Genomic DNA, 21,704 nt, shown 5'->3' on the forward strand with positions numbered 1-21,704 from the left:
AATATCATGGATAATGTTAAAGTGATTGGGTAGTACACTCATTTTAGCTCCAATTGATGAAGTAAAACTAAGGAGGCAATTATGGAATTAAGTTTATATGAACGGATGCGCAATAAACTGATCAAAACAGCTGACAATTTTAAGGAGAAAATTGAAAATGTCATGTATATGGGCAGTTTTGACGATGATTTCTTCGACGAACTGGAGGAAACGCTGATTCTTTCGGATTTAGGGGCGCAAACTTCGGTGAAAATCACTGAAGCGCTCCGAGCGAAGATTAAAGAAACCCGATCCAAAAGCAAGGAAGAAGTCGTGGGTTTTCTAAAAGAAATCCTGGTGGAGATGGTTCAGGTAGAAACCGAAAAACCCCAACTTCCTACTATTATGCTGATTGTCGGGGTCAATGGGGTTGGTAAAACCACCACTATTGCCAAGCTTTCCGAGCGTTATAAAAAAGAAGGAAAAAAAGTTGTTATTGCGGCTGCTGATACCTTTCGAGCTGCGGCGGTGGAACAACTCGACGAATGGGCTAAACGGGTTGGTGTTGATATTATCAAAAGTACAACCGGCGCTGATCCCAGCTCGGTAATTTTTGATGCCATTGGGGCAGCTAAGGCCCGGAAGGCCGATATTCTGATTTGCGACACCGCCGGACGACTCCATAACAAGGTCAACCTGATGAAAGAACTTGAAAAGATCAGCCGGGTGATTAACCGGGAAGGTGAAGGCTTTTCGATCCACAATTTAATGGTGCTGGACGCCACAACCGGTCAAAATGCCATTAATCAAGCCCAGGTCTTTCATGAATGTGTGGAAATCAAGGGTATCGTTTTGACCAAGCTGGATGGTACGGCTAAAGGTGGTATTGCCATTTCGATTATTGATGAAATGCAGATCCCTATCGAATATGTTGGCATCGGTGAAAAATCGGAGGACCTTATAGATTTTGATCCAAAGAAATTTGTTGATCTGTTGTTTGAATAAGGCTTTGTGTGATTGTGAAATCGGACACCACAGGTTGTAACAAGCTTAAACTTTTAAGAGAAAAAATCTTGAAATTATTGAAGAAATGTCCTGAAAATCGGGAATAAAAGCTTGACTTTTTCTCTGCCAGGACTTACAATAGGTAAGTCGTCAAGTAAATATCCTTTACGACGATGCTGAAGGTGCTTATGGAAAAAAAAGTAGGGGAACAGTATTTATTTGATTTTTATGGTGAGCTGCTGACTGCTAAGCAGAAGCAGATTTTAGAGTATTACTACGATGACGACTATAGCCTGGCGGAAATTGCCGAGGTAATGGCAGTTACCCGACAGGGTATTTTTGATGTGATTAAACGCTCGAAAGCCATGATGGAAGCCTATGAAGAAAAACTGGGACTCATCGCCAAGTTTTTAAAATCTCAAGTTCTTTTGGAAGAAATTGAGAAAGAACTATTGGATTGTGTTGATCGGGAAAAAGACGAACAGCTTAAATCCGAATTGATGCTGGTGGTTGAAAAACTGAAAAATGTCAGTGAAGAAAACTAGAGGTGACAGATGATCTTTGAAGGATTAAATGAAAAATTTCAAAATATATTTTCCCAACTAAAGCGCAAAGGAAAACTCAACGAAAAAGACATCCAGGAAGTTAATCGGGAAATTAAAATGGCCCTATTAGAAGCTGATGTCAATTTCAAAGTCGTTAAACAATTTACCAAAAATATCGGTGAACGGGCAATCGGCCAAGAGGTACTAAGTAGCCTGACGCCCGGGCAACAGTTTATTAAAATTGTCAAAGACGAAATGACAGCCCTTTTAGGTGGCGAAATTGAGCGGATGGACTTTGTTCAGGGCCGCCAGAACGTGTATATGATGGTCGGTCTTCAGGGGGCTGGTAAAACAACGACCGCAGCCAAGCTGGCCAACTTGTTGCGCAAAGAAAAAAAATTCAAGCCACTACTGGTCGCCTGTGACGTCTATCGTCCGGCAGCAATTAAACAGTTGGAAATCCTCGGGGATGAATTAAAGATTGACGTCTATTCCGAACATGATGTAAAAGATCCGGTGGGGATAGCCAAACGGGGACTGCAAAAATCAATTGAAGGTCATTATGATCTGGTGATCATGGATACCGCCGGTCGCTTGCAAATTGATGAAGCCTTGATGGCTGAATTGGTCAACATCAAAGAAGCGATTAATCCTACCGAGATTTTATTAACGGTCGATGGGATGACTGGTCAGGAGTCGGTCAATGTTGCCAATGAATTTAATCGTCTACTGGATATTTCAGGAGTAATCTTAACCAAACTCGACGGCGATACCCGGGGTGGTGCCGCCTTATCGATTACTTATACAATTGGTAAAGCCATCAAATATATCGGAACCGGTGAAAAATTGACCGATATTGAACTCTTTTATCCAGATCGGATGGCATCACGAATTTTGGGAATGGGGGATGTATTATCCTTTATTGATAAGGCCCAGAGTATGATGGATGAGGAAAAGGCCAAAGAACTTGAAGAAAAGTTCAGAAACCAGGATTTTGATCTTAATGACTTTCTCGATCAGATCAAGCAGATTGAAAGCATGGGCTCGATCAGTAGCTTGCTGGAAATGATGCCGGGGGCCAATAAAAAAGCATTGAAGAATGTGGATTTATCTGGTGCTGATACCAAGAAAACCGAGGCTATCATCTTGTCGATGACTAAGGAAGAACGTCATAAACCAGGGATTATCAATGCCAGCCGACGAAGACGAATTGCGTTGGGGAGCGGTACCATGGTTGCGGACGTCAACCGGTTGTTAAAGGGATTTGAACAATCCAAAAAGATGATGAAACAAATGTCAAACCCAAACATTGCAAAAAAAGGACGGATGAAGCTACCGTTCATGTAGACTGAAATATGATTAGTGTTATCAAGGACTTTATGTCATTAGATAAAGAAGTTAAGAAAGGGGGAACGAACATGGCAGTTAAAATCAGATTAAAAAGAATGGGTAAAAAGAAAAAACCTTTTTATAGAATCGTTGTTGCCGATGCACGAGCACCACGTGATGGTAAGTTCATCGAAGAAATTGGATACTACAACCCTTGTGTTGACCCTGCACTCGTAAAAGTCGATGCAGATAAAGCCAAAACATGGTTGGCCAATGGCGCAAAACCAACAGATACCGTCAAGTATTTGTTAAAAAGAGAAAACGTAATCGAGTAGTACCAGGAGGTAAATGATGAAAGAACTTGTGGAAATTATTGCAAAGGCTCTTGTTGAACACCCCGATGCGGTATCTGTCCAGGAAGTTGAAGGCGAACAGTCCATTATTTTGGAACTCAAGGTCGCAGACGACGATATGGGCAAGGTCATTGGAAAACAGGGGCGTATCGCAAAAGCAATTCGTACCGTCATAAAAGCCGCTGCCACGAAAGAAGATAAACGTGTCATGTTGGAGATCATCCAATAAAGGCATTGGGCTGTGTATACAGCTCTTTTTTTTCGGGTGTTTTTAGGGTTTAAACAGGAGAAAATAATGGAAAATAATAATCGTTTAATCATCATTGGCCGGATTCTTGGCGTACATGGAATTAAGGGTGAATTAAAAGTTCAACCGCTGACTGATGATCCGGGTCGTTTTTATGATCTGGATGAGGTCATTTTAATCCATGATAAAGCTGCAACAGATTATAAGATTACGAATTGCCGTCTTCATAAAAACAATGTATTGCTGTTTCTGGAAAATGTAAAAAACCGTAACGAGGCTGAAGCATTAATTGGCCGGGAAGTCGGGATTCCCCGGGAACTGGCAGTGGCATTGTCTGAAGATGAATTTTTTATTGAAGACTTGTTGGGATTGCCAGTTTACAATGACGGAGTGTTGCTTGGAAAAATAACCGATGTGATGCAAGCAGGCGGGGTGGATGTTTATACCATCACTGCCGACAAGAAGGTCTATTGCGTTCCGGCCCGCAAGCTTTATTTTACAAAAATCAATGTTACTGAAGGCCGGATCGATGCCAGTATCCCTCAGGAAATATTAGAGCTATGAGATTTTATTTCTTAACTTTATTTCCGGAAATCTTTGAAATATATTTTCAAACCGGGATGATTGGCCGAGGTGTCAAAGCGGGTCTGATTGACTATACGGTGATTAATATTCGGGATTTTTCCGGAAATAAACATCATAAGGTTGATGATACCCCTTACGGTGGCGGTGCCGGGATGGTGATGGCGGCACCTCCGATTGTCGCCGCCCTGAAAAGCATTGCTGATTTAGGCACATATCCAGTTATTTACTTGACCCCTGGCGGCAAACCATTTGAACAAAAAGATGGGATAAAGCTATCGGAGTATCCGGGCATCATTTTTATCTGTGGTCATTACGAAGGAATTGACCAGCGGGTGATAGATGCTTATGTGGATCTGGAATTTTCAGTGGGGGATTATGTCTTGACTGGTGGTGAATTACCGGCCTTAACTCTGGCTGATGCCATTGCTCGACATATTCCCGGCTTTCTGGGAAATAGCGACAGTTTGGCAGAAGAATCCTTTGAAAGCCATCTGCTGGAATATCCCCAGTATACCAAACCCCGGGAATTTGAGGGCCAGGAAGTGCCTGAAGTATTGCTCTCCGGCAACCATGCCGCAATCAACAAATGGCGCTTATTACAGGCAGAAACACGGACCCGGTTGAAGCGGCCTGACTTATTTGAAAAATATCAAAAAAGCTTGCATAATGAATAGACAAAGTGTATAATATATCAGTATGTTATTAAGTGAGACGGTCCTCTGTACCCGATGCATGAACGTCGCAAATCGAATATTAAGGAGAAAATAATGGACATTATCAAAAAGATTCAATTAGAAAACATGAAGGCTGAGCCACCAAAATTTAGTGTTGGTGACACCGTTAAAGTTCATGTTAAAGTAATCGAAGGTAAAAAAGAACGTATTCAGATTTTTGAAGGCATCGTCCTTAAAAAGCAAAACGGCGGTGTTGGCGAAACGTTTACGGTACGAAAAATCTCGTCTGGCTTTGGGGTAGAAAGAACCTTCCTGGTGCATTCGCCAAAAATCGAAAAGGTTGATGTGGTTCGTCGTGGTAAGGTGCGTCGAGCTAAGCTTAACTATCTTCGTGACCGTGTTGGTAAAGCAGCAAAAGTCAAAGAAAAAAGAGCGTAATTCAGAGGCTATCAAGCCTCTTTTTTGGTTAATTCAAGCGTTTTAATAACTAGAAATTTAGCAAGGAAGTGAAAAAATGAAAGAAGATCAGGAATCTAAAGGTAATTTGGAACTAAAAGAATGGATTCAATCCGCTGTGATTGCCATTGTGCTTGCTTTTATCATAAAGATGTTTTTGTTCGACTTTGTCATGGTTCAGGGCAGTTCGATGTTTCCCACGCTGGTGGAGGGAGATCGTCTGATTGTCAATAAAATAGGCTATACCATCGGTGAACCGGATTATGGCGATATTGTGATCCTCAGTTATAGTGATAGCATTGAGTATGTCAAGCGGGTCATTGGCAAGGGCGGCGATACCATTGCAATCAAGGATATGGTAGTTTATCGTAACGGCGAACCGCTAGAGGAGGATTATATTAACCCTGATCCTTATGAAGACTTTGCTGAGGTTACCGTCCCAATGGGAACCTATTTTGTCATGGGTGATAATCGGGCCAATAGCTCAGATAGCCGTTATCCCAGCCTGGGTTTTGTCGAAAGGGATGCCATTGATGGGAAAGTTATCTTTAGAATCTGGCCGCTTTCAGAAATTGGTACGGTATAAGGATGTCTGAAGAAAAAATAGAATATATACAATGGTATCCCGGGCACATGGCCAAAGCCAATCGGGAAATTAAAGAAAAACTCAAACTGATCAATGTGGTAATCGAAGTAGTTGATGCCAGATTACCGCTTTCCAGCAAAAATCCCGAAATTAATCAGTATACCTGGAATAAGCAGCATATCCTGCTATTGAACAAGTCAGATTTAGCCGATCCGGAAGTCAGTCTGGAATGGATTGAGTGGTTTAAAAAAAATACCGATATTCAAAAAGTGGTGCTGTTTGATGCCTTTGACCGTCGGATGAAGACTGAGTTGGTCAGAACCATTCAGGATTTGAATGTAAAAGAAAAAGCTCAGGTAAAATGTCTGGTTTGTGGAATCCCCAACGTTGGTAAATCCACAGTAATCAACAGTCTGATCGGTAAGAAAAAAACTCAGATTGGCAATAAGCCAGGAGTCACCAAGGGGCAGCAATGGCTGAGTACCCCGGATCACCTGATGCTTTTGGACACCCCGGGAATCTTATGGCCAAAATTTGAAGATCCCCTGGTCGGTCTCCACTTAGCCTGGTTGGGTTCCATTAAGGATACCATTTATGAAAAAGAGAACATCGCTGCAGATCTGTTAAAATATCTACTAATCTATTATCCGGGAGATTTGGAAACCCTATACAAAATTGAAGTAGAAGGCAAAAATATCCCCGAGGTATTCGATGCCATTGCTAAAAGTCGGGGATTGCTGATTAAAGGTGGCGAATATGATTATGCCCGCACCAGTGTGCTGATTCTCAACGATTTCAAGAATGGCCGAATTGGCCGGATTACGTTGGAACGACCGGAATAGCGACGTATTTGTGGCAATGTGTTATGATGATGACAAAACAACCAATTATCTTATATAAAGTTGGTTGTTTTTTTATTTGAGCAAAGAAACTATCCATTGATGGAAGTGCGGTTTATTCGGTTTAAAATGGATTATTGGGTGGTGTCGTCTATATTTGTTCGCTGACTTGTAGTATAATGGCGATAGTATTGTAGGAAAAAGAGGTAAACATGAATCTATTTGATAATATGACCGTTACACAGATAAAAGAGTACATCGTGACCAGGCAGATGGAAGAATATCCCGATCTGATACCGATGTTGAAAGAAGATCATCGAGTAGCTGTGAAAAAAATTGGACAAAATTTAGAGAATAAAATTGCAGCCAGAGATCTTGAAGTTCAACGAATTAAAAAAATGAAATCAATTGAATCCGGTTACTATGATCAGGGTATCTTGAATATCGGTGGCATTGATGAGGTTGGTCGGGGCCCATTAGCCGGACCGGTGGTGACCTGTGTCATTATTCTGAAACCAGATTCCAGCCGCTTATATGTTAATGACTCGAAGAAAGTCGCAAAAAAAAGTCGTGAAATCTTATGTGAACAACTCCTTGAAGATGCTGTGGACTATGCCATTGGACAGGTTGATTGTGATGTGATTGATAATCTGAATATTCTTAATGCGACCAAAAAGGCCATGACTGATTCGCTGGCGAAGTTGTCTGTTAAACCGGATCTGCTACTGATTGATGCTCTTCATATCGATACAGATATCCCTCAGAAAGCGATTGTCCATGGTGATGCCACCAGCTATGCCATTGCTGCGGCAAGCATTGTTGCCAAGGTTTACCGGGACAATCTGATGCAGATTTATCACGAAGAGTACCCGGAGTATGGTTTCGATCACAATATGGGTTATGGTACTGCTGAACACATCTTAGCCCTAAAAAAATATGGGCCGACGCCCATCCACCGCAAAAGTTTTATTCAGAATCTTGGTTTAAAATGAAAACACATAATGTAAAAAAAGGAAAGGCTGGAGAGGATTTAGCCCTAAAATATTTAAAAAATTATGGTTTTCAGATTTGTGAAACAAATTATAAAAAGCCATCTGGTGAAATCGATCTCATTGCAAAAGATCGTGACACATTGGTGTTTATTGAAGTTAAATATCGAAAAAACCTGGATTATGGATATCCCCGGGAAGCAGTGAACCGGTCAAAACAAAAACGAATTATTAAAACAGCGCTTTGGTACGTAAAAGAAATGCAGCTCGATGATGTCAATATCCGCTTTGATGTTATCGAAATCTATTATGAATCAAACGGGGAGCAGGTGATCAATCATTTTGAAAGTGCTTTTTTGTTTTGATCAAGAAACAGGACTGACGTCAAAAATATCGACATCAGTCCTAGCGTATTTTTTGAAAATACTATTGGCCGTCGTCTACTGAAATAAGAAAAACTTTTTCAGAATAGGTACCTTTATTCTCTTTATTCTGAATTTTTAAATAATCGATATGAAGCGGCTCAAAATCAAAGCTTTCCACAATTGCATCCAGCAATTCGTAGATATCTGAAAGTTCATCTTCAGAGGGTCTTTTCAAAAAAATCTGAGCTTTTTCAAGAAGCTTTTCCTTTAGTGCTTCTCGAACTTCTGATTCACCTAAGATTTTGTACTCACAGGTACGTCCACTGTCTCGAATGATTTCCGGAATCTTATTCCGAACAATTTTGTTGTACTCAACTTTCATAATCTATCACCTCAAGCATATTATACCCAATGGCTCGACTTAAAAACAAGAGGTAAAGTATTTATTTTTGGAAAAAAATCTGAATCATTCCGGTTTGATGTTATGATACAATTGATAGAAATAAAGAGTGGAAATAGTATCACAAATTATCTGGATCGCAAACCAGCCTAATGTTGTGCCCTGCATTTTTGCGAGAAATTTGGGTATCTATCTCTTAATTGACTTCGTTAGTTAGCAAGATTCAAATTAAGAACAAGATGCTCGTTAGTAATAATTAAAAGCGCTTGTGTTTTTGTATTAAAAATACTATTATAATTAGAATAGTTCTATTTAAAAATGCGAAACCACTGATGTTTTCACACCGACTATTATTTCAATTTACGGCGGTAAAGATCTTGTAAAATACCGAGGGGAGGGGGTATTATGGGTAAATTAGCGATATCAGTGTTAATACTAGCTACGATCAGCTTTAGCGTTTTTGCATTCAACTTAATAAGTCCAGCAAAATTGGACTCATCGGAAAAGCTCACTTTGAGTACAAATCAAATAAAAGAAGTAGTAGTACCAACTGATAAAATAATAAACGCAAAAGATTACGGAGCAAAAGGCGATGGGCTAACAGATGATACAGTAGCACTACAAGAGGCAATAGATGCATCAAGTAAAGAAAATGCACTGTTAGTTATACCAGAATCTGAGGAGCCATATTTTATCACAAAACAATTGGTCATTAGTAAAGACACCCACATTAGCGGCTATGGAGCGATACTTTATATGGAGCCTGAAAAAGAAACTATCAGAAATATGCTTTGGTCAAGTCCTGATAAAATGATAGCCAATGTATCAATTGAAGGCATCACATTAAAATCTGAAAATTCATACAAGGGTACGAATTACCATGCCAATAGTATGATCAGCAATGTTCAGGGAATTTATTTCCAGAATATTCAAAATCTGGAAATAAAAAATGTCTCAATGACAAACATGTATGTAGGCCTCAAAATTTCACAATCTGGTCGTCATCGAAATACGGATATTCAGATTAGTAATTTGAAGATTGATGCTTCTAGTATGCCCATACAGATTTCAGGTACGAATCGATTTAGAATGATTGATAGTGTTCTCAATTCGAATGATGGTGGGACGAAATGGTTGCATTCTGCATATTTAAGAGGGGATAACAGTGATTTTTATTTTGAAAATGTTGAATTCAACAATGCGTCAGGAGGAGGAATAGCAATAGCCGGGAATGCTCAGTATGATAAACCGCCCCAAAACATGGTGTTTAAAAATTGTCGTATTAAGGATAGTGTTGTTGGCGTTCATATTAATAGTGGCGCAAAAAATATATCGATGTCAGATGTGGTTATCGAAGGAAGCAGTCTTGGCTTTAAAATAAATGACGCATCTGAATTGAATATTGATGAAGTGAGAATAAGTAAATCGAAACTAAATGAGTATGATCATGGTGCTTTTAGTATTAGAGATGTCAATCAAGCAACAATCTCCAATGTAACAATTGATGCCAGCAATATAACGGAATCTCTATGCTTGTTGATTGGCAAGATTGAAGATCTGCGATTGTCTTCATTTGAGGATGATAATGTTAAGAATATTCCTCTATACAGCGTTAATAGCACTGCAAAAATAAAGAATCTGATTATCGAATAGTTTTATTTAAGAATAGAGAGCTTATATAAAAAGTTTGGTGAATGGCATCGTAGAAATAGCATTGAAGTAATGGATTGAGGTGGCATCAATTAACAATATTTTAGGAGGATGACAAAAATGGCAGAGAAAATCTATCTGGCATCACCGCACATGAGTGATGAAGGATTTGAAATGGAATATATCAAGGAAGCATTTGCCACCAATTGGATCGCACCACTGGGTCCAAACGTTAATGAATTCGAAAAAGAGTTTGCAGCAAAAGTTGGTACTAAATATGCAGCGGCAGTCAATACCGGGACTGCCGCAATTCATCTGGCCTTGAGAGCGGCTGGGGTTGAGGAAGGCGACATTGTTTTTTGTCCATCTTTCACTTTTTCAGCAACCGTAAATCCGATTATCTATGAAAAGGCAATTCCGGTATTTATCGATAGTGATGAAGAAACCTGGAATATCTGTCCAATTGTATTAGAAGAGGCTTTTGAAAAATATCCTCAAGTAAAAGCGGTGATTGTCGTGCATCTTTACGGTTTATCGGCAGACATGGATAAAATCATGGCAATCTGTAATCATCATGGCGTCACTGTCATCGAAGATGCTGCGGAGTCCCTGGGTACCTTGTACAAAGGTAGACAAACCGGCACCTTCGGAGAATACGGGGTATTTAGTTTTAATGGAAATAAGATTATTACTACGTCTGGTGGGGGGATGCTGGTTTCAGATAATCAGGAAAAAATTGAAAAGGTACGATTCTGGTCAACCCAATCCCGGGATGCGGCAAGGCATTATCAGCACAGTGAATTGGGCTTTAATTATCGCATGAGCAATATTTCTGCCGGGATCGGCCGTGGTCAATTAAAAGTGCTGGATCAAAGGGTTGCCAAGAAAAAATGCATCTTTGAATTTTACAAAAGAGAACTGGAGCAACTGCCGGGGATTCAGTTTATGCCGATAAATCATTGGAATCAACCTAATTACTGGTTGAGCTGTATTACCTTAGATGGATCGATAAAACCGCTGGAAATAATGGAGGCTCTGGGAGACGAAAATATTGAATCACGACCGCTTTGGAAGCCCATGCATCAACAACCTTTTTTTAAGTGGTGTGACTATATCGGGGAAACAGTTTCGGAAAAGCTGTTCAAGTCAGGTGTTTGTTTACCCTCTGATACGAAAATGACAGAAGCGGATCAGGAGCGAATCTGTCATATTATCAAAGGGTTGTGACTGCGATGATCTATAAAAGATTTATAAAAAGACCGATGGATTTTTGTTTATCTTTGGCAGCAATCATTGTTCTCTCACCGGTATTTTTTGTTTTAGTCCTGTTAATCAGAAAAAAACTGGGCCATCCGGTGTTATTTAAACAAAAAAGACCAGGTTTAAATGAAAAGGTATTTACCCTGTATAAGTTTAGAACCATGACTGATCAGCGTGATGAACAAGGCGCACTGTTGCCAGATGACAAGCGACTGACTAAATTTGGTAGTTTTCTACGATCCACCAGTCTGGATGAGCTACCGGAACTGGTGAATGTACTAAAAGGCGATATGGCTGTTATTGGTCCGCGGCCCTTATTGGTGCAATACTTACCGCTTTATAATGAAAAACAAAAAAGACGGCACGAGGTCAGGCCAGGTTTGTCTGGTTTAGCTCAGGTAAACGGTCGCAATGCCATTAGCTGGGAAGCGAAATTTGATCTGGATGTTGAATATGTAGACTCGATCAGTTTTTTGGAGGATTGGAAGATAATCTTATTAACGTTAAAAAAAGTCTTCAAACGAGAAGGGATCAATGCTAATGATTCGACCACAATGGAGTTATTTCAAGGAACAAGCAAAGACGACTAAAAATACAATCTATTAATATTGCTATAAAGTTTGCAATACTAATCGAAGGGAGCGCTGAATTGTGAAAAGAAAGTTATTGATCATCGGAGCAAGTGGACATGGAAAAGTTGTCGTTGATATTGCTATAAAAATGAATATATGGGAAGATATTTTTTTTCTCGATGATGATGAATCAATCACTGAGTGTATGGGCTTTGGCGTTGTCGGCAAAACTGAGGATGCCTTTAAATTGGCAAATGAAGCCGATATTTTTGTCGCCGTTGGAAACAATGAAATTAGAGAGAAGGTTCAAAACAAGCTTGAGTCAGCAGGGATAAAGCCACCATGCTTAATCCATCCTTCAGCGATTATTGGGTCAGCGGTGGAAGTAGGGCTCGGAACAGTGATTATGGCTGGTGTTGTCATTAACAGTGCCACGCAAATCGGCAAAGGTTGTATTATCAACACTGCGGCGACAGTAGACCACGATAATCGTATTGCCGATTTTGTTCATGTATCGCCCGGGGCGCATCTGGCCGGGATGGTGGCGGTTGGTCAAAAAACCTGGATTGGAATTGGCAGTACCATCAGTAATAATTTGACCATTACCGGCAACTGCAAAATTGGCGCAGGTGCGGTTGTGGTGAAAGACATAATCGCACCAGGAACCTATGTGGGAGTTCCAGCCAGAAGTATCCACAGATAGAAAAGGCGATCTGGATTTGGAACTACAATGAGAGGAGCAGAAAACATGGAATTGATAATAATTGTTCTGTTTTACATAAGTTTGTTTATCATTGGTTGGGCCATGATCGGGTATCCCCTATCTATTAAGTTATTAGGAAAAATTTTTCAAATTCGTAAACTAGAAAAGGATTATAATCATCAGCCGACTGTTACGATAATGATTGTTGCCCATAATGAAGAAAAAGTTATACTAGAAAAAATAAAGAATGTACTTGACATTGAATATCCAAGACAAAAGATCGAATATTTAATTACATCAGATCACAGTACTGACAAGACAAATGATATTGTAAGAGAGTTTATTGTCAATAATCCTGAATCCAAGATCAGACTATACGAAGTTCAAGAACGTAAAGGCAAAACAAATGCTCAAAACGAGGCGCAAAAAACGATCACATCAGAATTTATTGTTATGACAGATGCAAATTCGATGATGGATAAGAATGCGATAAAAGAGTTAATGGCAGCTTTTACTTCAAATGAAATTGCGTATGTTGCAGGAAAACTTTTAATAACGAATCAAGCTGTGAGTAGTGTTAGTAATGCAGAAGCAAGTTACTGGGATGGAGATTTAATTATACGTGAGATAGAAGGGAGAATTCAAACGATAACAGCTGGAAATGGGGCAATTTATGCTTGCAGAAAAAAAGACTATCATGAGTTCAGTCCGATTCAAAGCCATGACAGTGCAATGCCGCTACGATATGCTTTAGAAGGAAAAAGAGCAATAGCCAATCATGATGCTATAGCGTATGAAAAGGCGAGCGAAGTGATAAAAGATGAGTTTAGTCGCAAAGTGCGAATGAATCGGGCCATTCTAAAATATATTTTGCCAGATATCAGGGTGTTAAATGTATTTAAGTATAAGTGGTTTTCTTATTTTTATTTTGGACACCGAACGTGCAGATACTTACTTTGGATTGCACATTTAACCCTATTGATTTCTAATGGGTTGCTTATCCAGGAGTCATGGCTCTATTTATTGCCTTTCCTGGCGCAATTGCTCTTTTATTTTTTAGCCTTAGTTCAAAGTATTGTAAAGTCTAAAAACAAGTATCTGATGATCATATACTACTATTTTATCACAATTATGGCTCAATGGGTTGCTGTTTTTAGAGCTTTATCAGGTAAAGCTAAACCGTTTTGGGAGAAGGCTGAAAGTACAAGATAAGTAAAGGCTGAGCTTCAGAATGTTGAACAAATTTGCAACGTCAATTATGGTTTTGGAGAAGTGACAAGATGAGAATATTACATATCAATTCATATTATGCCAAGAGTGTTTTTTATAAATATTTTTATGATGAACAGGTCAGAACCAGAATGGCTATCGATGTCTATGTCCCAACCTCAGTTCCAGTCGGTCGTGATCTGGGAAAGTATACCCTGATCAGGATCAACCACAAAAAAGCTGATCGATATATTTTTTACTTAAAACATATGAAGATTTATCATGATATAAAAAAAGTCTATGAATTGGATAAATATTCAATCGTTCATTCCCACTCATTGTTCACCAATGGCTATCTCGCCATGCGAATCAAGCAAGACTTTGGAATTCCCTATTTGGTGGCAGTAAGAGATACCGATGCAAATGTTTTTTTTAAACGAATGGTATGGTTAAGAAAACTGGGGATTGAAATCCTCAATGAGGCTGATAAAATCATCTTTTTATCAGTTTCATATCGGGATGCCGTGATTGAAAAATATGTGCCCGCACAGTTTAAAAAAGCGATATTGGAGAAATCAGAAGTTATCCCCAACGGGATCGAAGACTTCTGGCTGAAAAACAGGAACGTTCCCCAAAAAATTGCGGACAGTAAGCATCTTAATCTTTTGTATGTGGGACTGATTAATAAAAGAAAAAATATCTCCACAACGATTCGGGCAATTAGAATTTTACAGAATCAGGGATACGAGATTCATTTTACCATCGTTGGAAAAGTCTCTGATGAGGCAATTTTTAAGCAATTCAGAAGTGAACCGTGGGTACAGTACATTTCTCATTCTTCAAGAGAAGAGCTGATTGAGATTTATCGAAATAACGATATCTTTGTGATGCCATCGGTGACTGAAACCTTTGGTCTGGTCTATCCAGAAGCCATGAGTCAGGGATTACCAGTGATTTACACTAGGGGACAAGGCTTTGATGGTCAGTTTCAGGATGGACAGGTCGGGTTTTCCGTCGAGTGTTATGATGCAAAAGAAATTGCCGAAAAGATTATCAGAATAGTCGCCAACTATCAGGTGTTATCAAAAAACGCAGTTATAAATGCGAACAAGTTCCGATGGTCGGATATCAATCAAAAGTATCGGAATATCTACAAGGAAATCCAGCGCTATTGATGCAGAAAGAGAAGGGGCACGGATGACAAAAAAAAAACACATTTGTTTTATTGTACCAGACTATCCCACGCACAGCGATCCGGTCTACACTTTTGTTAAGCAAGTCGTTGATGCCATTGCTAAAATGGGATACTCCTGCTCAGTCGTTGCACCGCAAAGTCTGACGAAGAACGTCTTTAAAAAAAAACCAGTGCGACCACTGTTCTGGCAGGATTGTATCGAAGCAGGGATCCGGGTTGACGTCTATCAGCCTAGGGTCCTGAGCTTTTCAAATATCAGCCTGTTCGGGAGAAATATTTCAGCCAGCCTCGTCCAGAAAGCGGTCATCCGTTGTTTTAAACAGATCAAACCTCGTCCGGATCTGTTATATGCTCATTTCTGGCATTCGGGAGTTACGGCGGGCTTGATCAGTCAAAAATATCAGTTACCTTTTTTTGTTGCGACAGGTGAAAGTAAAATCTGGGTAGAAAGCCTTTTTCCCCGCCAGACTATCGACAAGGCGTTGGCTGAGATCAGTGGGGTGATTTGTGCTTCGACTAAAAATCGAAATGAGAGTCTTGAATTGAAGCTTTCAAACCCAGATAAGATGGTCGTGATTCCAAATGCCATCGATCCCAAAAAGTTTTATAAAATGGAGCGGATGCTTATCAGACGAAAACTGGGATTTAAAGCGGATGACTTTATCGTCGTATTTATGGGTTCATTTGATCAACGTAAAGGCATTATGCGGTTGTCAGAGGCGATGAAACAGGTTAATCCGGCGAAGGTCATTTACATCGGTTCGGGAGAACTGATTCCAACCGGTGACGAAATTCTCTTTATTGGCAGACTCCCGCATGATCAGATTGTGAATTATTTGAATGCCGCAGATGTTTTTGTCCTGCCAACCCTTGCCGAAGGCTGTAGCAATGCGATTTTGGAAGCGATGGCCTGTGGTTTGCCGATTATTTCGTCGGATCAGGGCTTTAATGATGATATTCTGACACCTGAGGATTCTATCCGGATTGATTGTATGGATGTCAATGCCATTGCCAAAGCTATAAACAAATTGAAAAATGATGCGCAATTAAGAAGTAAGATGTCTGAATCGGCGCTCACTCATTCACAGCTATTTCATATCAATAACCGAGCCTCCAGAATTATGAACTTTATCGAAAATGTGATTGATGAGAAAAAAGAGGTATAAAATGATGATCAGAAAATCAGTAGATCCCTTCTGGGTATTGGCATTGGCACTGATATTAATTATAATTGGTCTTTCGTACAAGCCCTTTTTAATAATAGGCATTATTATTGCTAGTTGTTATGTTTTTTTTAGGGGCGCAGAAGGCATATATGGTCTGTTCTTGATGTTACCATTTTCGCCGATCCTAAAATTGTCCCCAGGTGGAATGACCTTTTTTAATCTTTTGATTGCAGTTTATATTCTCCGAATGATTTTTTTTAATGAAAAGTCGAAGGTGTCAATTTATCAGGTTTTATCAGTTTTGGCACTGATTATTTTTTCGTTGTTCAAAATCGACAATTCAAGTCTGATAAAGCTAGTTGACCTTTTAATCTACTTTGTATTGGCGATTTTAGTGATGAACTCCAAGGAAACCATTGATATCCGAAAACTGTTGCTTTTCTTTATCGTAGGTATTATTACTGCATCGGTTCTCGGTCTTTTTAGTGATTATGTACCCGGTTTAGATGGGTTTATCCGAGAAACTCAAATTGAACTCGATGATGGTGATATTTTCGGTAGATTCTCAGGTATTCAAACCAATCCCAATTTTTATACAATGGACATCACCATTGCGATTGCCACATTGCTTTATATGATCGGCATGAAGAAACATCACTGGTATGATTATCTGATGGTTGCTGTTTTATTGGGGTTTGGCATTTTATCTTTAAGCATATCTTTTTTCCTCACAATCGGAGGCATATTTTTATTATATTTTATTTATAAACTATTTCAATTATCCAGAATATCATTTGATATCAAGGTTTTTATACGGGGAATGGTTGTTATTCTATTCGTACTTATCATAGTTTCGCAGCTTGCCAACATTCCCTATTTTGACATTTATTTGAGAAGAATAGGGGTAGGAAGTTTTGTTGATCAGAGTCTATCAGATCTTACCACAGGCCGATCTGATATTTGGTCTGAGTATCTTAATCTCTATTTAAGTGACTGGAAAATATTTCTTTTTGGTCTGGGATACTCTCTCGAGAAGTACAATTTACGTCAATCTCATAGCTATTATCTGGAGCTTTTGCTGCATTTGGGGATCATTGGGTCAGTTGTTTATTTCAATGTATTAATTGCAGTATTTAAACCTTTTTCCATAAAGATTAGAGGTCGTTTGCTTTGTCTGCTGCCGTTAGCGGCATTGGTTATGAGAGGATTTGCGATTAATTTGCTGTTTCGAGAGAATTTTATCTTTTACCTGATAATTTGCGCATTAGTCATGGCTGATGATAAGGATGCAGGTTTAAATACTTACCTGTCAGATGGAGTCGATGATGAATAATAATAAAATTGTATTTCTTGAGTTTAATGGGATTCCGGGATCTGGCAAAACAACGCTTTCAAATAACGTAATCGAGAATCTAAAGGCAATTGATTATCCCGTCGAATCATATCAACGGTTCATTCAGAAGCCGACCAGAAAAGATTTAAAACAGTTGGTAAAATATTTAATTCACCTCAAACCTTCAAGTTTCAGAATGGGTTATCTGGGAATGATGTATTTATTAACAAACAGAAAAATAAACTGCGAAAACTGGTTGAGAGTTGTATCAATCATCATCCTTGATGATTTGTATCTGAAAAAAAGTATCGAGAATCGTGCCGAAGTAATTTTAGTTGATCAGGGTATTATTCAACAGCTCGTCTCAATAATGTATGAAACTGAGCTAGTAACGGACAGATTTGCGAAGAAAATTATTGCTCATTTAAAAAAGCGAGTTCCGAATCTTTATATCATTAATGTTGCTCTTGATGTTACGGATTCTTTTGACCGGCTCAATCAGAGAGTGGGAAACATCTCTAGAATACAACAGCTGAATCGCAAAAATGGGATCAGAACTTTGAAGATACAGCAAAAGAATTTTGACATTATCAGAAGCGTTATTCGGGAAACTGGTATGGCTAGTATGGATATTAATACACATGCGGGTGTTGAAGAAAATGTGTTGTTACTGAAAAACTTTGTCTTGGGTAAAATCCTTTAATTCGCTCAGTTTTTTGGCATAACCAGGGTTTTTAAGCGTTTGGAGGCGACAAATTATGATTGATGTAAAAAAGGAACTATCAAAAGAATTAAATCACAAAAAATTAGATGCTTTCGTCATTGTGTCCGATCCAGATAAAAATAATCCAATAAATCAGGCAGATATGTTTATCCGAGGTCTCGAAAAAGATCGGAATATTTATCATGATTTATTTTCAAAACATCAATTTTTTCAATTGAAGATCAAAAAGCAATCATTATCTGAAAATCTGGAGACATGGATTGGATTTGACGAAAGTAATGGTAATTTAATCCAAGTTTGGTTATGCTTGCGATGCAAGATAGATGATCAAACCAATGCAATGACTCATAACGATGGTTGTGATCGAGTTCTAAAAAAAGTTGCAAAGAGTAGATTGCCTTTCAAAGGTCCGGGAATCGCACTGATTGGTTCGGATGGATCGGGTAAAAGTACTGTTACTTTAGATCTGGAGAAGTGGCTGTCAGAAAAAATTGACTGCCGCCGCTATTATCTGGGAAGTGGTGAGCATTATAACTCAATTTATAAACGCTGTATAAAAATGATGATAAGAGGGTTTAGACTTTCCCGAGACTTAAACAAAAAACAAACAGTGAAAGCAGGTGAAAACGAATTAGACCAAACTCAAGTAAATAGTGTAAAAAAGGGACTGAAGAATTGGTATTGTCACATAAATGCCTTTTATTTATATCGCATTTCAGTTCGCACATTAAAACAGTTAAAAATGTCAAATGGCTTTTCCAAGGGCGGTGGAATCCGCCTGTTCGACAGATATCCGCAGAATCAGTTTATGGGAATCAATGATGGCCCAAAAATCAGAAAATTATATGGAAATATAAATAGCTCTGTGATCAACCGTTTAATTCAAATGGAAGAAGAAAATATCAATCGATGCGTTAAAATGAGCCCTGATCTTGTCATTAAGCTGGTTATATCACCAGAAGTCGCAATCCTGCGAAAACCGGATCATAATATCCCGGAACTAGAAAAGAAAACAGACATTATTCGCAATCTTAATTTTGAAAATACGGTTGTTCAAAACATTGATGCCAACCAGAAGTACGAGGAAGAATTAAGGACAATTAAGAAACTGATCTGGGACTATCTTTTTCAACTTTCGAAAATGAATGGTTAAAACCAGGTCCGACATTCTGACTTGAGATGAATCTGAAATAAGGCGGTTAGAGCTGATGAAAGTTACAAATAAAGATAAGGCATTTTTGGGCGTTTACTGGATGACAATTATGGGAGTGGCCAGTGTTGTGATCAAGCTGCTAATCACAATGATTCTATCTCGATTGTTGTTGCCGGAACAGTTTGGTCAGGTTGCAACGATTCAGATTATCATCAGTTTTGCAGAAATATTCTGGCTGATGGGTGTAGGCAGTGCCATTGTTCAAAAAAAACAGTTATCAGAAAACTATATCGCAACAGGGAATACCTTAAACTTAATCCTGGGACTCATTATTTATGTGACGATCTTCGTTTTTGCATCCTTTATTGTCGGAATTGTCGGATCAGATGATATTACGATGCTGCGGGTGCTTTCGATCGTATTTGTAATTCACAGCTTTTCCGGAGTGTCAGAAGCCTTGCTTCAAAAAGAAATGCAATTTAAAGTTATCAGCATCATAAATACGTTGGCGGCTTTAATAAATGGAGCCGTTGCTATCATACTTGCCTTTAAAGGATTTGGCGCGTGGTCGCTGGTGGTTGCCCAGATTATCAGCGTTATGTTACAAACCGTGTTGTCTATAATCTATAAACCCATCAAATTTAGATTAAAAATTGAAAAAGAGTCGGCAAAAGAACTGCTTAATTTTGGAACCGGATATGCGCTCTCAAAGGTATTTAACAATATAGCCAGTCAGGGGGATTATTTTGTCGTGAGTCAAACGCTTGGAAGTGAAGCTTTAGGATTTTACAGTCGAGCGTATCAACTGTTACAGGTTCCCACAAATCTGATCGCCACGGTGATGGAACGTGTTTTATTCCCCCTTTTGGCAATGTATCAGGATGAACATGAAAAAATCCGATATGTAGTAATGAATTTAACTGCTCTGATTGCAATTCTGGCTTTTCCAATTACGATTGTGTCACTGACAATGGGAGCCGACTTAGTTCAAGTGGTTTTGGGCCCAAAATGGGAAGAAACCATCCTTCCCTTTAAAATTCTGATTATCAGCTTGTTTTTTAGAATGGCATATAAAATTGGTGATGCTCTGGTACGATCTTTGGGAGCAGTCTATAAAAGGTTATTGGTACAAATTGCTTATGCAACACTGGTTATAGGGGGGGCATATATTGGTAAAGAATGGGGAATAGCAGGGGTGGCATTGACAACAACAATTGCGATCATAATCAATTATTTAATAATGACGGTGTTGATTGGACATTTAGTTGAACTAAAACTGAGGGAGTTATTAGGGTATTTAACTCCGATTATTATGGTCAGTATAGTCATTGGGGGCATCAGTTATCTGATCAGTAGTTTCGTGACACTTTTACCATATGCGCTGGTCAGACTTAGCGTAATGACATTAGCAGTGGGATTTATGTATATTTTTGCATTTAAATTCGTGATTATCAAGTATATGCCTGAAGATTTTAGAGGTTTTATTAAAATTATTAAACATCAGACGATAACAAAGTTTGTGCCTAAGAATAAAAATAGAAATAATTGAACGATTTGATGCTGTTTAATTTCGTGCAGGAGATTTAATCGTTGCTAATAGAATATGATCTGATTGATGACAGGGATGTTTTATCTTGTAACGCATAAAGGAATTTATTGCGATTGACTATGAGATTACCGCTTTTGTGACCATTATCCAGAACTGAAAATATTCTTATACAATAGCCTTACAGTGTTCTGAATTAGAGAAAGAGATTTCCGTGTTAAGAGTAAGACACACTAAATTAGATAAACAATATATTGATGAGCGCACTAACGAACGTCAATATATTGTATAGATGAAGACAGAGTGTGTAACTAAAAAAAAGATTAAATAAGGTATTGACTAATGCCCGAATGTGTGATACATTAGCCGTAACAAAAGTAAATAACATAATATTCGAATTTTTATTTGTTCAAAAACACTTATGACAATTAGAATTTGTCAGAGTGTAGATTGTTAAGGAATTTATTTGTCAATCAATATTGACGTTATGAGTGGTTGAGGTATTGATTTTTTTCTGTGATAAAAGTGAAACTGGTGTGACTTAGAGATGCATAGCTAGAAGGTCTCTAAAACGGCAGCCAGCTAACGAAAGGAAGGTATCATACAAAAACTTGTTTGCAAAAAACCAATTTAATATCTATCGTGGAATAACTTTCCAACGATAAAGGCAAACCAATTGAAAAGTTGGGACGCAAAGCTAGAGGGCCTGTAAAATGGCAGCCAGTTACCGAAGGGGAAGTTTTTTATTTGCAATTTATCGTTATTCAACGAAACGGCAAACCAATTGAAAAGTTGGGACGCAAAGCTAAGGGCCTGTAAAATGGCAGCCGGCTACCGAAAG

Annotated in this window: 24 protein-coding genes and 2 riboswitches; of the genes, 23 read left to right on the forward strand and 1 reads right to left on the reverse strand. The window is 38.8% G+C overall.

From position 1 onward, the window contains the following. Positions 1–81 precede the first annotated feature (81 nt). From ftsY to ACWI_RS00230, 12 genes are all read left to right on the forward strand, one after another. Entirely contained in the window at positions 82–984 is a 903-nt protein-coding gene (ftsY, locus tag ACWI_RS00175; protein WP_070369427.1) for a signal recognition particle-docking protein FtsY, read from the forward strand. A gap of 188 nt (positions 985–1,172) precedes the next feature. Then, a complete protein-coding gene (ylxM, locus tag ACWI_RS00180; RefSeq protein WP_070369428.1) occupies positions 1,173–1,529 on the forward strand; it encodes a YlxM family DNA-binding protein in 357 nt (118 codons plus the stop codon). A 9-nt stretch (positions 1,530–1,538) separates the two neighbouring features. After that, on the forward strand, positions 1,539–2,876 hold the full coding sequence (gene ffh, locus ACWI_RS00185; protein WP_070369429.1) for a signal recognition particle protein: 1,338 nt from the start codon (positions 1,539–1,541) through the stop codon (positions 2,874–2,876). A 71-nt stretch (positions 2,877–2,947) separates the two neighbouring features. Then, a complete protein-coding gene (rpsP, locus tag ACWI_RS00190) occupies positions 2,948–3,193 on the forward strand; it encodes a 30S ribosomal protein S16 (protein WP_026394772.1) in 246 nt (81 codons plus the stop codon). A gap of 16 nt (positions 3,194–3,209) precedes the next feature. Beyond that, positions 3,210–3,440 (forward strand): KH domain-containing protein, encoded by a 231-nt coding sequence (locus ACWI_RS00195; protein ID WP_026394773.1) that lies wholly within the window; start codon positions 3,210–3,212, stop codon positions 3,438–3,440. 66 nt (positions 3,441–3,506) lie between these two features. Continuing rightward, positions 3,507–4,022, forward strand: coding sequence for a ribosome maturation factor RimM (gene rimM, locus ACWI_RS00200; protein WP_070369430.1), 516 nt, complete (start codon positions 3,507–3,509; stop codon positions 4,020–4,022). Continuing rightward, positions 4,019–4,717 (forward strand): tRNA (guanosine(37)-N1)-methyltransferase TrmD, encoded by a 699-nt coding sequence (trmD, locus tag ACWI_RS00205; protein WP_070369431.1) that lies wholly within the window; start codon positions 4,019–4,021, stop codon positions 4,715–4,717. The genes rimM and trmD overlap by 4 nt, the downstream gene beginning before the upstream one ends. 90 nt (positions 4,718–4,807) lie before the next feature. Next, positions 4,808–5,155 (forward strand): 50S ribosomal protein L19, encoded by a 348-nt coding sequence (gene rplS, locus ACWI_RS00210; RefSeq protein WP_070369476.1) that lies wholly within the window; start codon positions 4,808–4,810, stop codon positions 5,153–5,155. A gap of 76 nt (positions 5,156–5,231) precedes the next feature. Continuing rightward, a complete protein-coding gene (gene lepB, locus ACWI_RS00215) occupies positions 5,232–5,759 on the forward strand; it encodes a signal peptidase I (protein WP_070369432.1) in 528 nt (175 codons plus the stop codon). A 2-nt stretch (positions 5,760–5,761) separates the two neighbouring features. Then, complete coding sequence (gene ylqF / locus ACWI_RS00220) at positions 5,762–6,601, forward strand: ribosome biogenesis GTPase YlqF (protein ID WP_070369433.1); 840 nt, start codon at positions 5,762–5,764, stop codon at positions 6,599–6,601. 209 nt (positions 6,602–6,810) lie between these two features. Beyond that, positions 6,811–7,590, forward strand: coding sequence for a ribonuclease HII (locus ACWI_RS00225; protein ID WP_084633405.1), 780 nt, complete (start codon positions 6,811–6,813; stop codon positions 7,588–7,590). Beyond that, the gene (locus tag ACWI_RS00230) at positions 7,587–7,952 is read left to right on the forward strand and encodes a YraN family protein (protein WP_070369434.1); all 366 of its coding nucleotides are present in this window, start codon (positions 7,587–7,589) and stop codon (positions 7,950–7,952) included. Before ACWI_RS00225 ends, ACWI_RS00230 begins: the two co-directional genes overlap by 4 nt. Positions 7,953–8,013: 61 nt before the next feature. On the opposite strand, the gene ACWI_RS00235 is transcribed toward ACWI_RS00230, so the two are convergent. After that, complete coding sequence (locus tag ACWI_RS00235) at positions 8,014–8,334, reverse strand: nucleoside triphosphate pyrophosphohydrolase (protein WP_070369435.1); 321 nt, start codon at positions 8,332–8,334, stop codon at positions 8,014–8,016. 423 nt (positions 8,335–8,757) lie between these two features. On the opposite strand from ACWI_RS00235, the gene ACWI_RS00240 reads away from it, so the two are divergent. The 11 genes from ACWI_RS00240 (at position 8,758) to ACWI_RS00290 (ending at position 20,866) form a co-directional block, all read left to right on the forward strand. Further along, on the forward strand, positions 8,758–10,005 hold the full coding sequence (locus ACWI_RS00240) for a glycosyl hydrolase family 28-related protein (protein ID WP_070369436.1): 1,248 nt from the start codon (positions 8,758–8,760) through the stop codon (positions 10,003–10,005). 117 nt (positions 10,006–10,122) lie between these two features. Beyond that, entirely contained in the window at positions 10,123–11,229 is a 1,107-nt protein-coding gene (locus ACWI_RS00245) for a DegT/DnrJ/EryC1/StrS family aminotransferase (RefSeq protein WP_070369437.1), read from the forward strand. An 8-nt stretch (positions 11,230–11,237) separates the two neighbouring features. Further along, positions 11,238–11,852, forward strand: coding sequence for a sugar transferase (locus tag ACWI_RS00250; RefSeq protein ID WP_139142299.1), 615 nt, complete (start codon positions 11,238–11,240; stop codon positions 11,850–11,852). Positions 11,853–11,913: 61 nt separating this feature from the next. After that, complete coding sequence (locus ACWI_RS00255; protein WP_070369439.1) at positions 11,914–12,537, forward strand: acetyltransferase; 624 nt, start codon at positions 11,914–11,916, stop codon at positions 12,535–12,537. A 45-nt stretch (positions 12,538–12,582) separates the two neighbouring features. Then, a complete protein-coding gene (locus tag ACWI_RS00260) occupies positions 12,583–13,749 on the forward strand; it encodes a glycosyltransferase family 2 protein (protein ID WP_070369440.1) in 1,167 nt (388 codons plus the stop codon). A gap of 68 nt (positions 13,750–13,817) precedes the next feature. Next, positions 13,818–14,921, forward strand: a complete 1,104-nt coding sequence (locus ACWI_RS00265; RefSeq protein WP_070369441.1) for a glycosyltransferase family 4 protein — start codon at positions 13,818–13,820, stop codon at positions 14,919–14,921. A gap of 22 nt (positions 14,922–14,943) precedes the next feature. Next, the gene (locus ACWI_RS00270) at positions 14,944–16,107 is read left to right on the forward strand and encodes a glycosyltransferase family 4 protein (protein WP_070369442.1); all 1,164 of its coding nucleotides are present in this window, start codon (positions 14,944–14,946) and stop codon (positions 16,105–16,107) included. Between the two features lies 1 nt (position 16,108). Then, complete coding sequence (locus ACWI_RS00275; RefSeq protein ID WP_070369443.1) at positions 16,109–17,440, forward strand: hypothetical protein; 1,332 nt, start codon at positions 16,109–16,111, stop codon at positions 17,438–17,440. After that, entirely contained in the window at positions 17,430–18,143 is a 714-nt protein-coding gene (locus tag ACWI_RS00280; protein ID WP_139142296.1) for a P-loop domain-containing protein, read from the forward strand. The genes ACWI_RS00275 and ACWI_RS00280 overlap by 11 nt, the downstream gene beginning before the upstream one ends. 55 nt (positions 18,144–18,198) lie before the next feature. Next, a complete protein-coding gene (locus ACWI_RS00285; protein WP_070369445.1) occupies positions 18,199–19,317 on the forward strand; it encodes a nucleoside/nucleotide kinase family protein in 1,119 nt (372 codons plus the stop codon). A gap of 55 nt (positions 19,318–19,372) precedes the next feature. Further along, complete coding sequence (locus ACWI_RS00290; RefSeq protein ID WP_070369446.1) at positions 19,373–20,866, forward strand: lipopolysaccharide biosynthesis protein; 1,494 nt, start codon at positions 19,373–19,375, stop codon at positions 20,864–20,866. A gap of 653 nt (positions 20,867–21,519) precedes the next feature. After that, positions 21,520–21,595: riboswitch (cyclic di-GMP riboswitch) on the forward strand. A gap of 32 nt (positions 21,596–21,627) precedes the next feature. Continuing rightward, a riboswitch (cyclic di-GMP riboswitch) is annotated at positions 21,628–21,702 on the forward strand. The last annotated feature ends 2 nt before the right edge of the window (positions 21,703–21,704 follow it).

The organism is Acetobacterium wieringae, from assembly GCF_001766835.1.
Lineage (GTDB): Bacteria > Bacillota > Clostridia > Eubacteriales > Eubacteriaceae > Acetobacterium > Acetobacterium wieringae.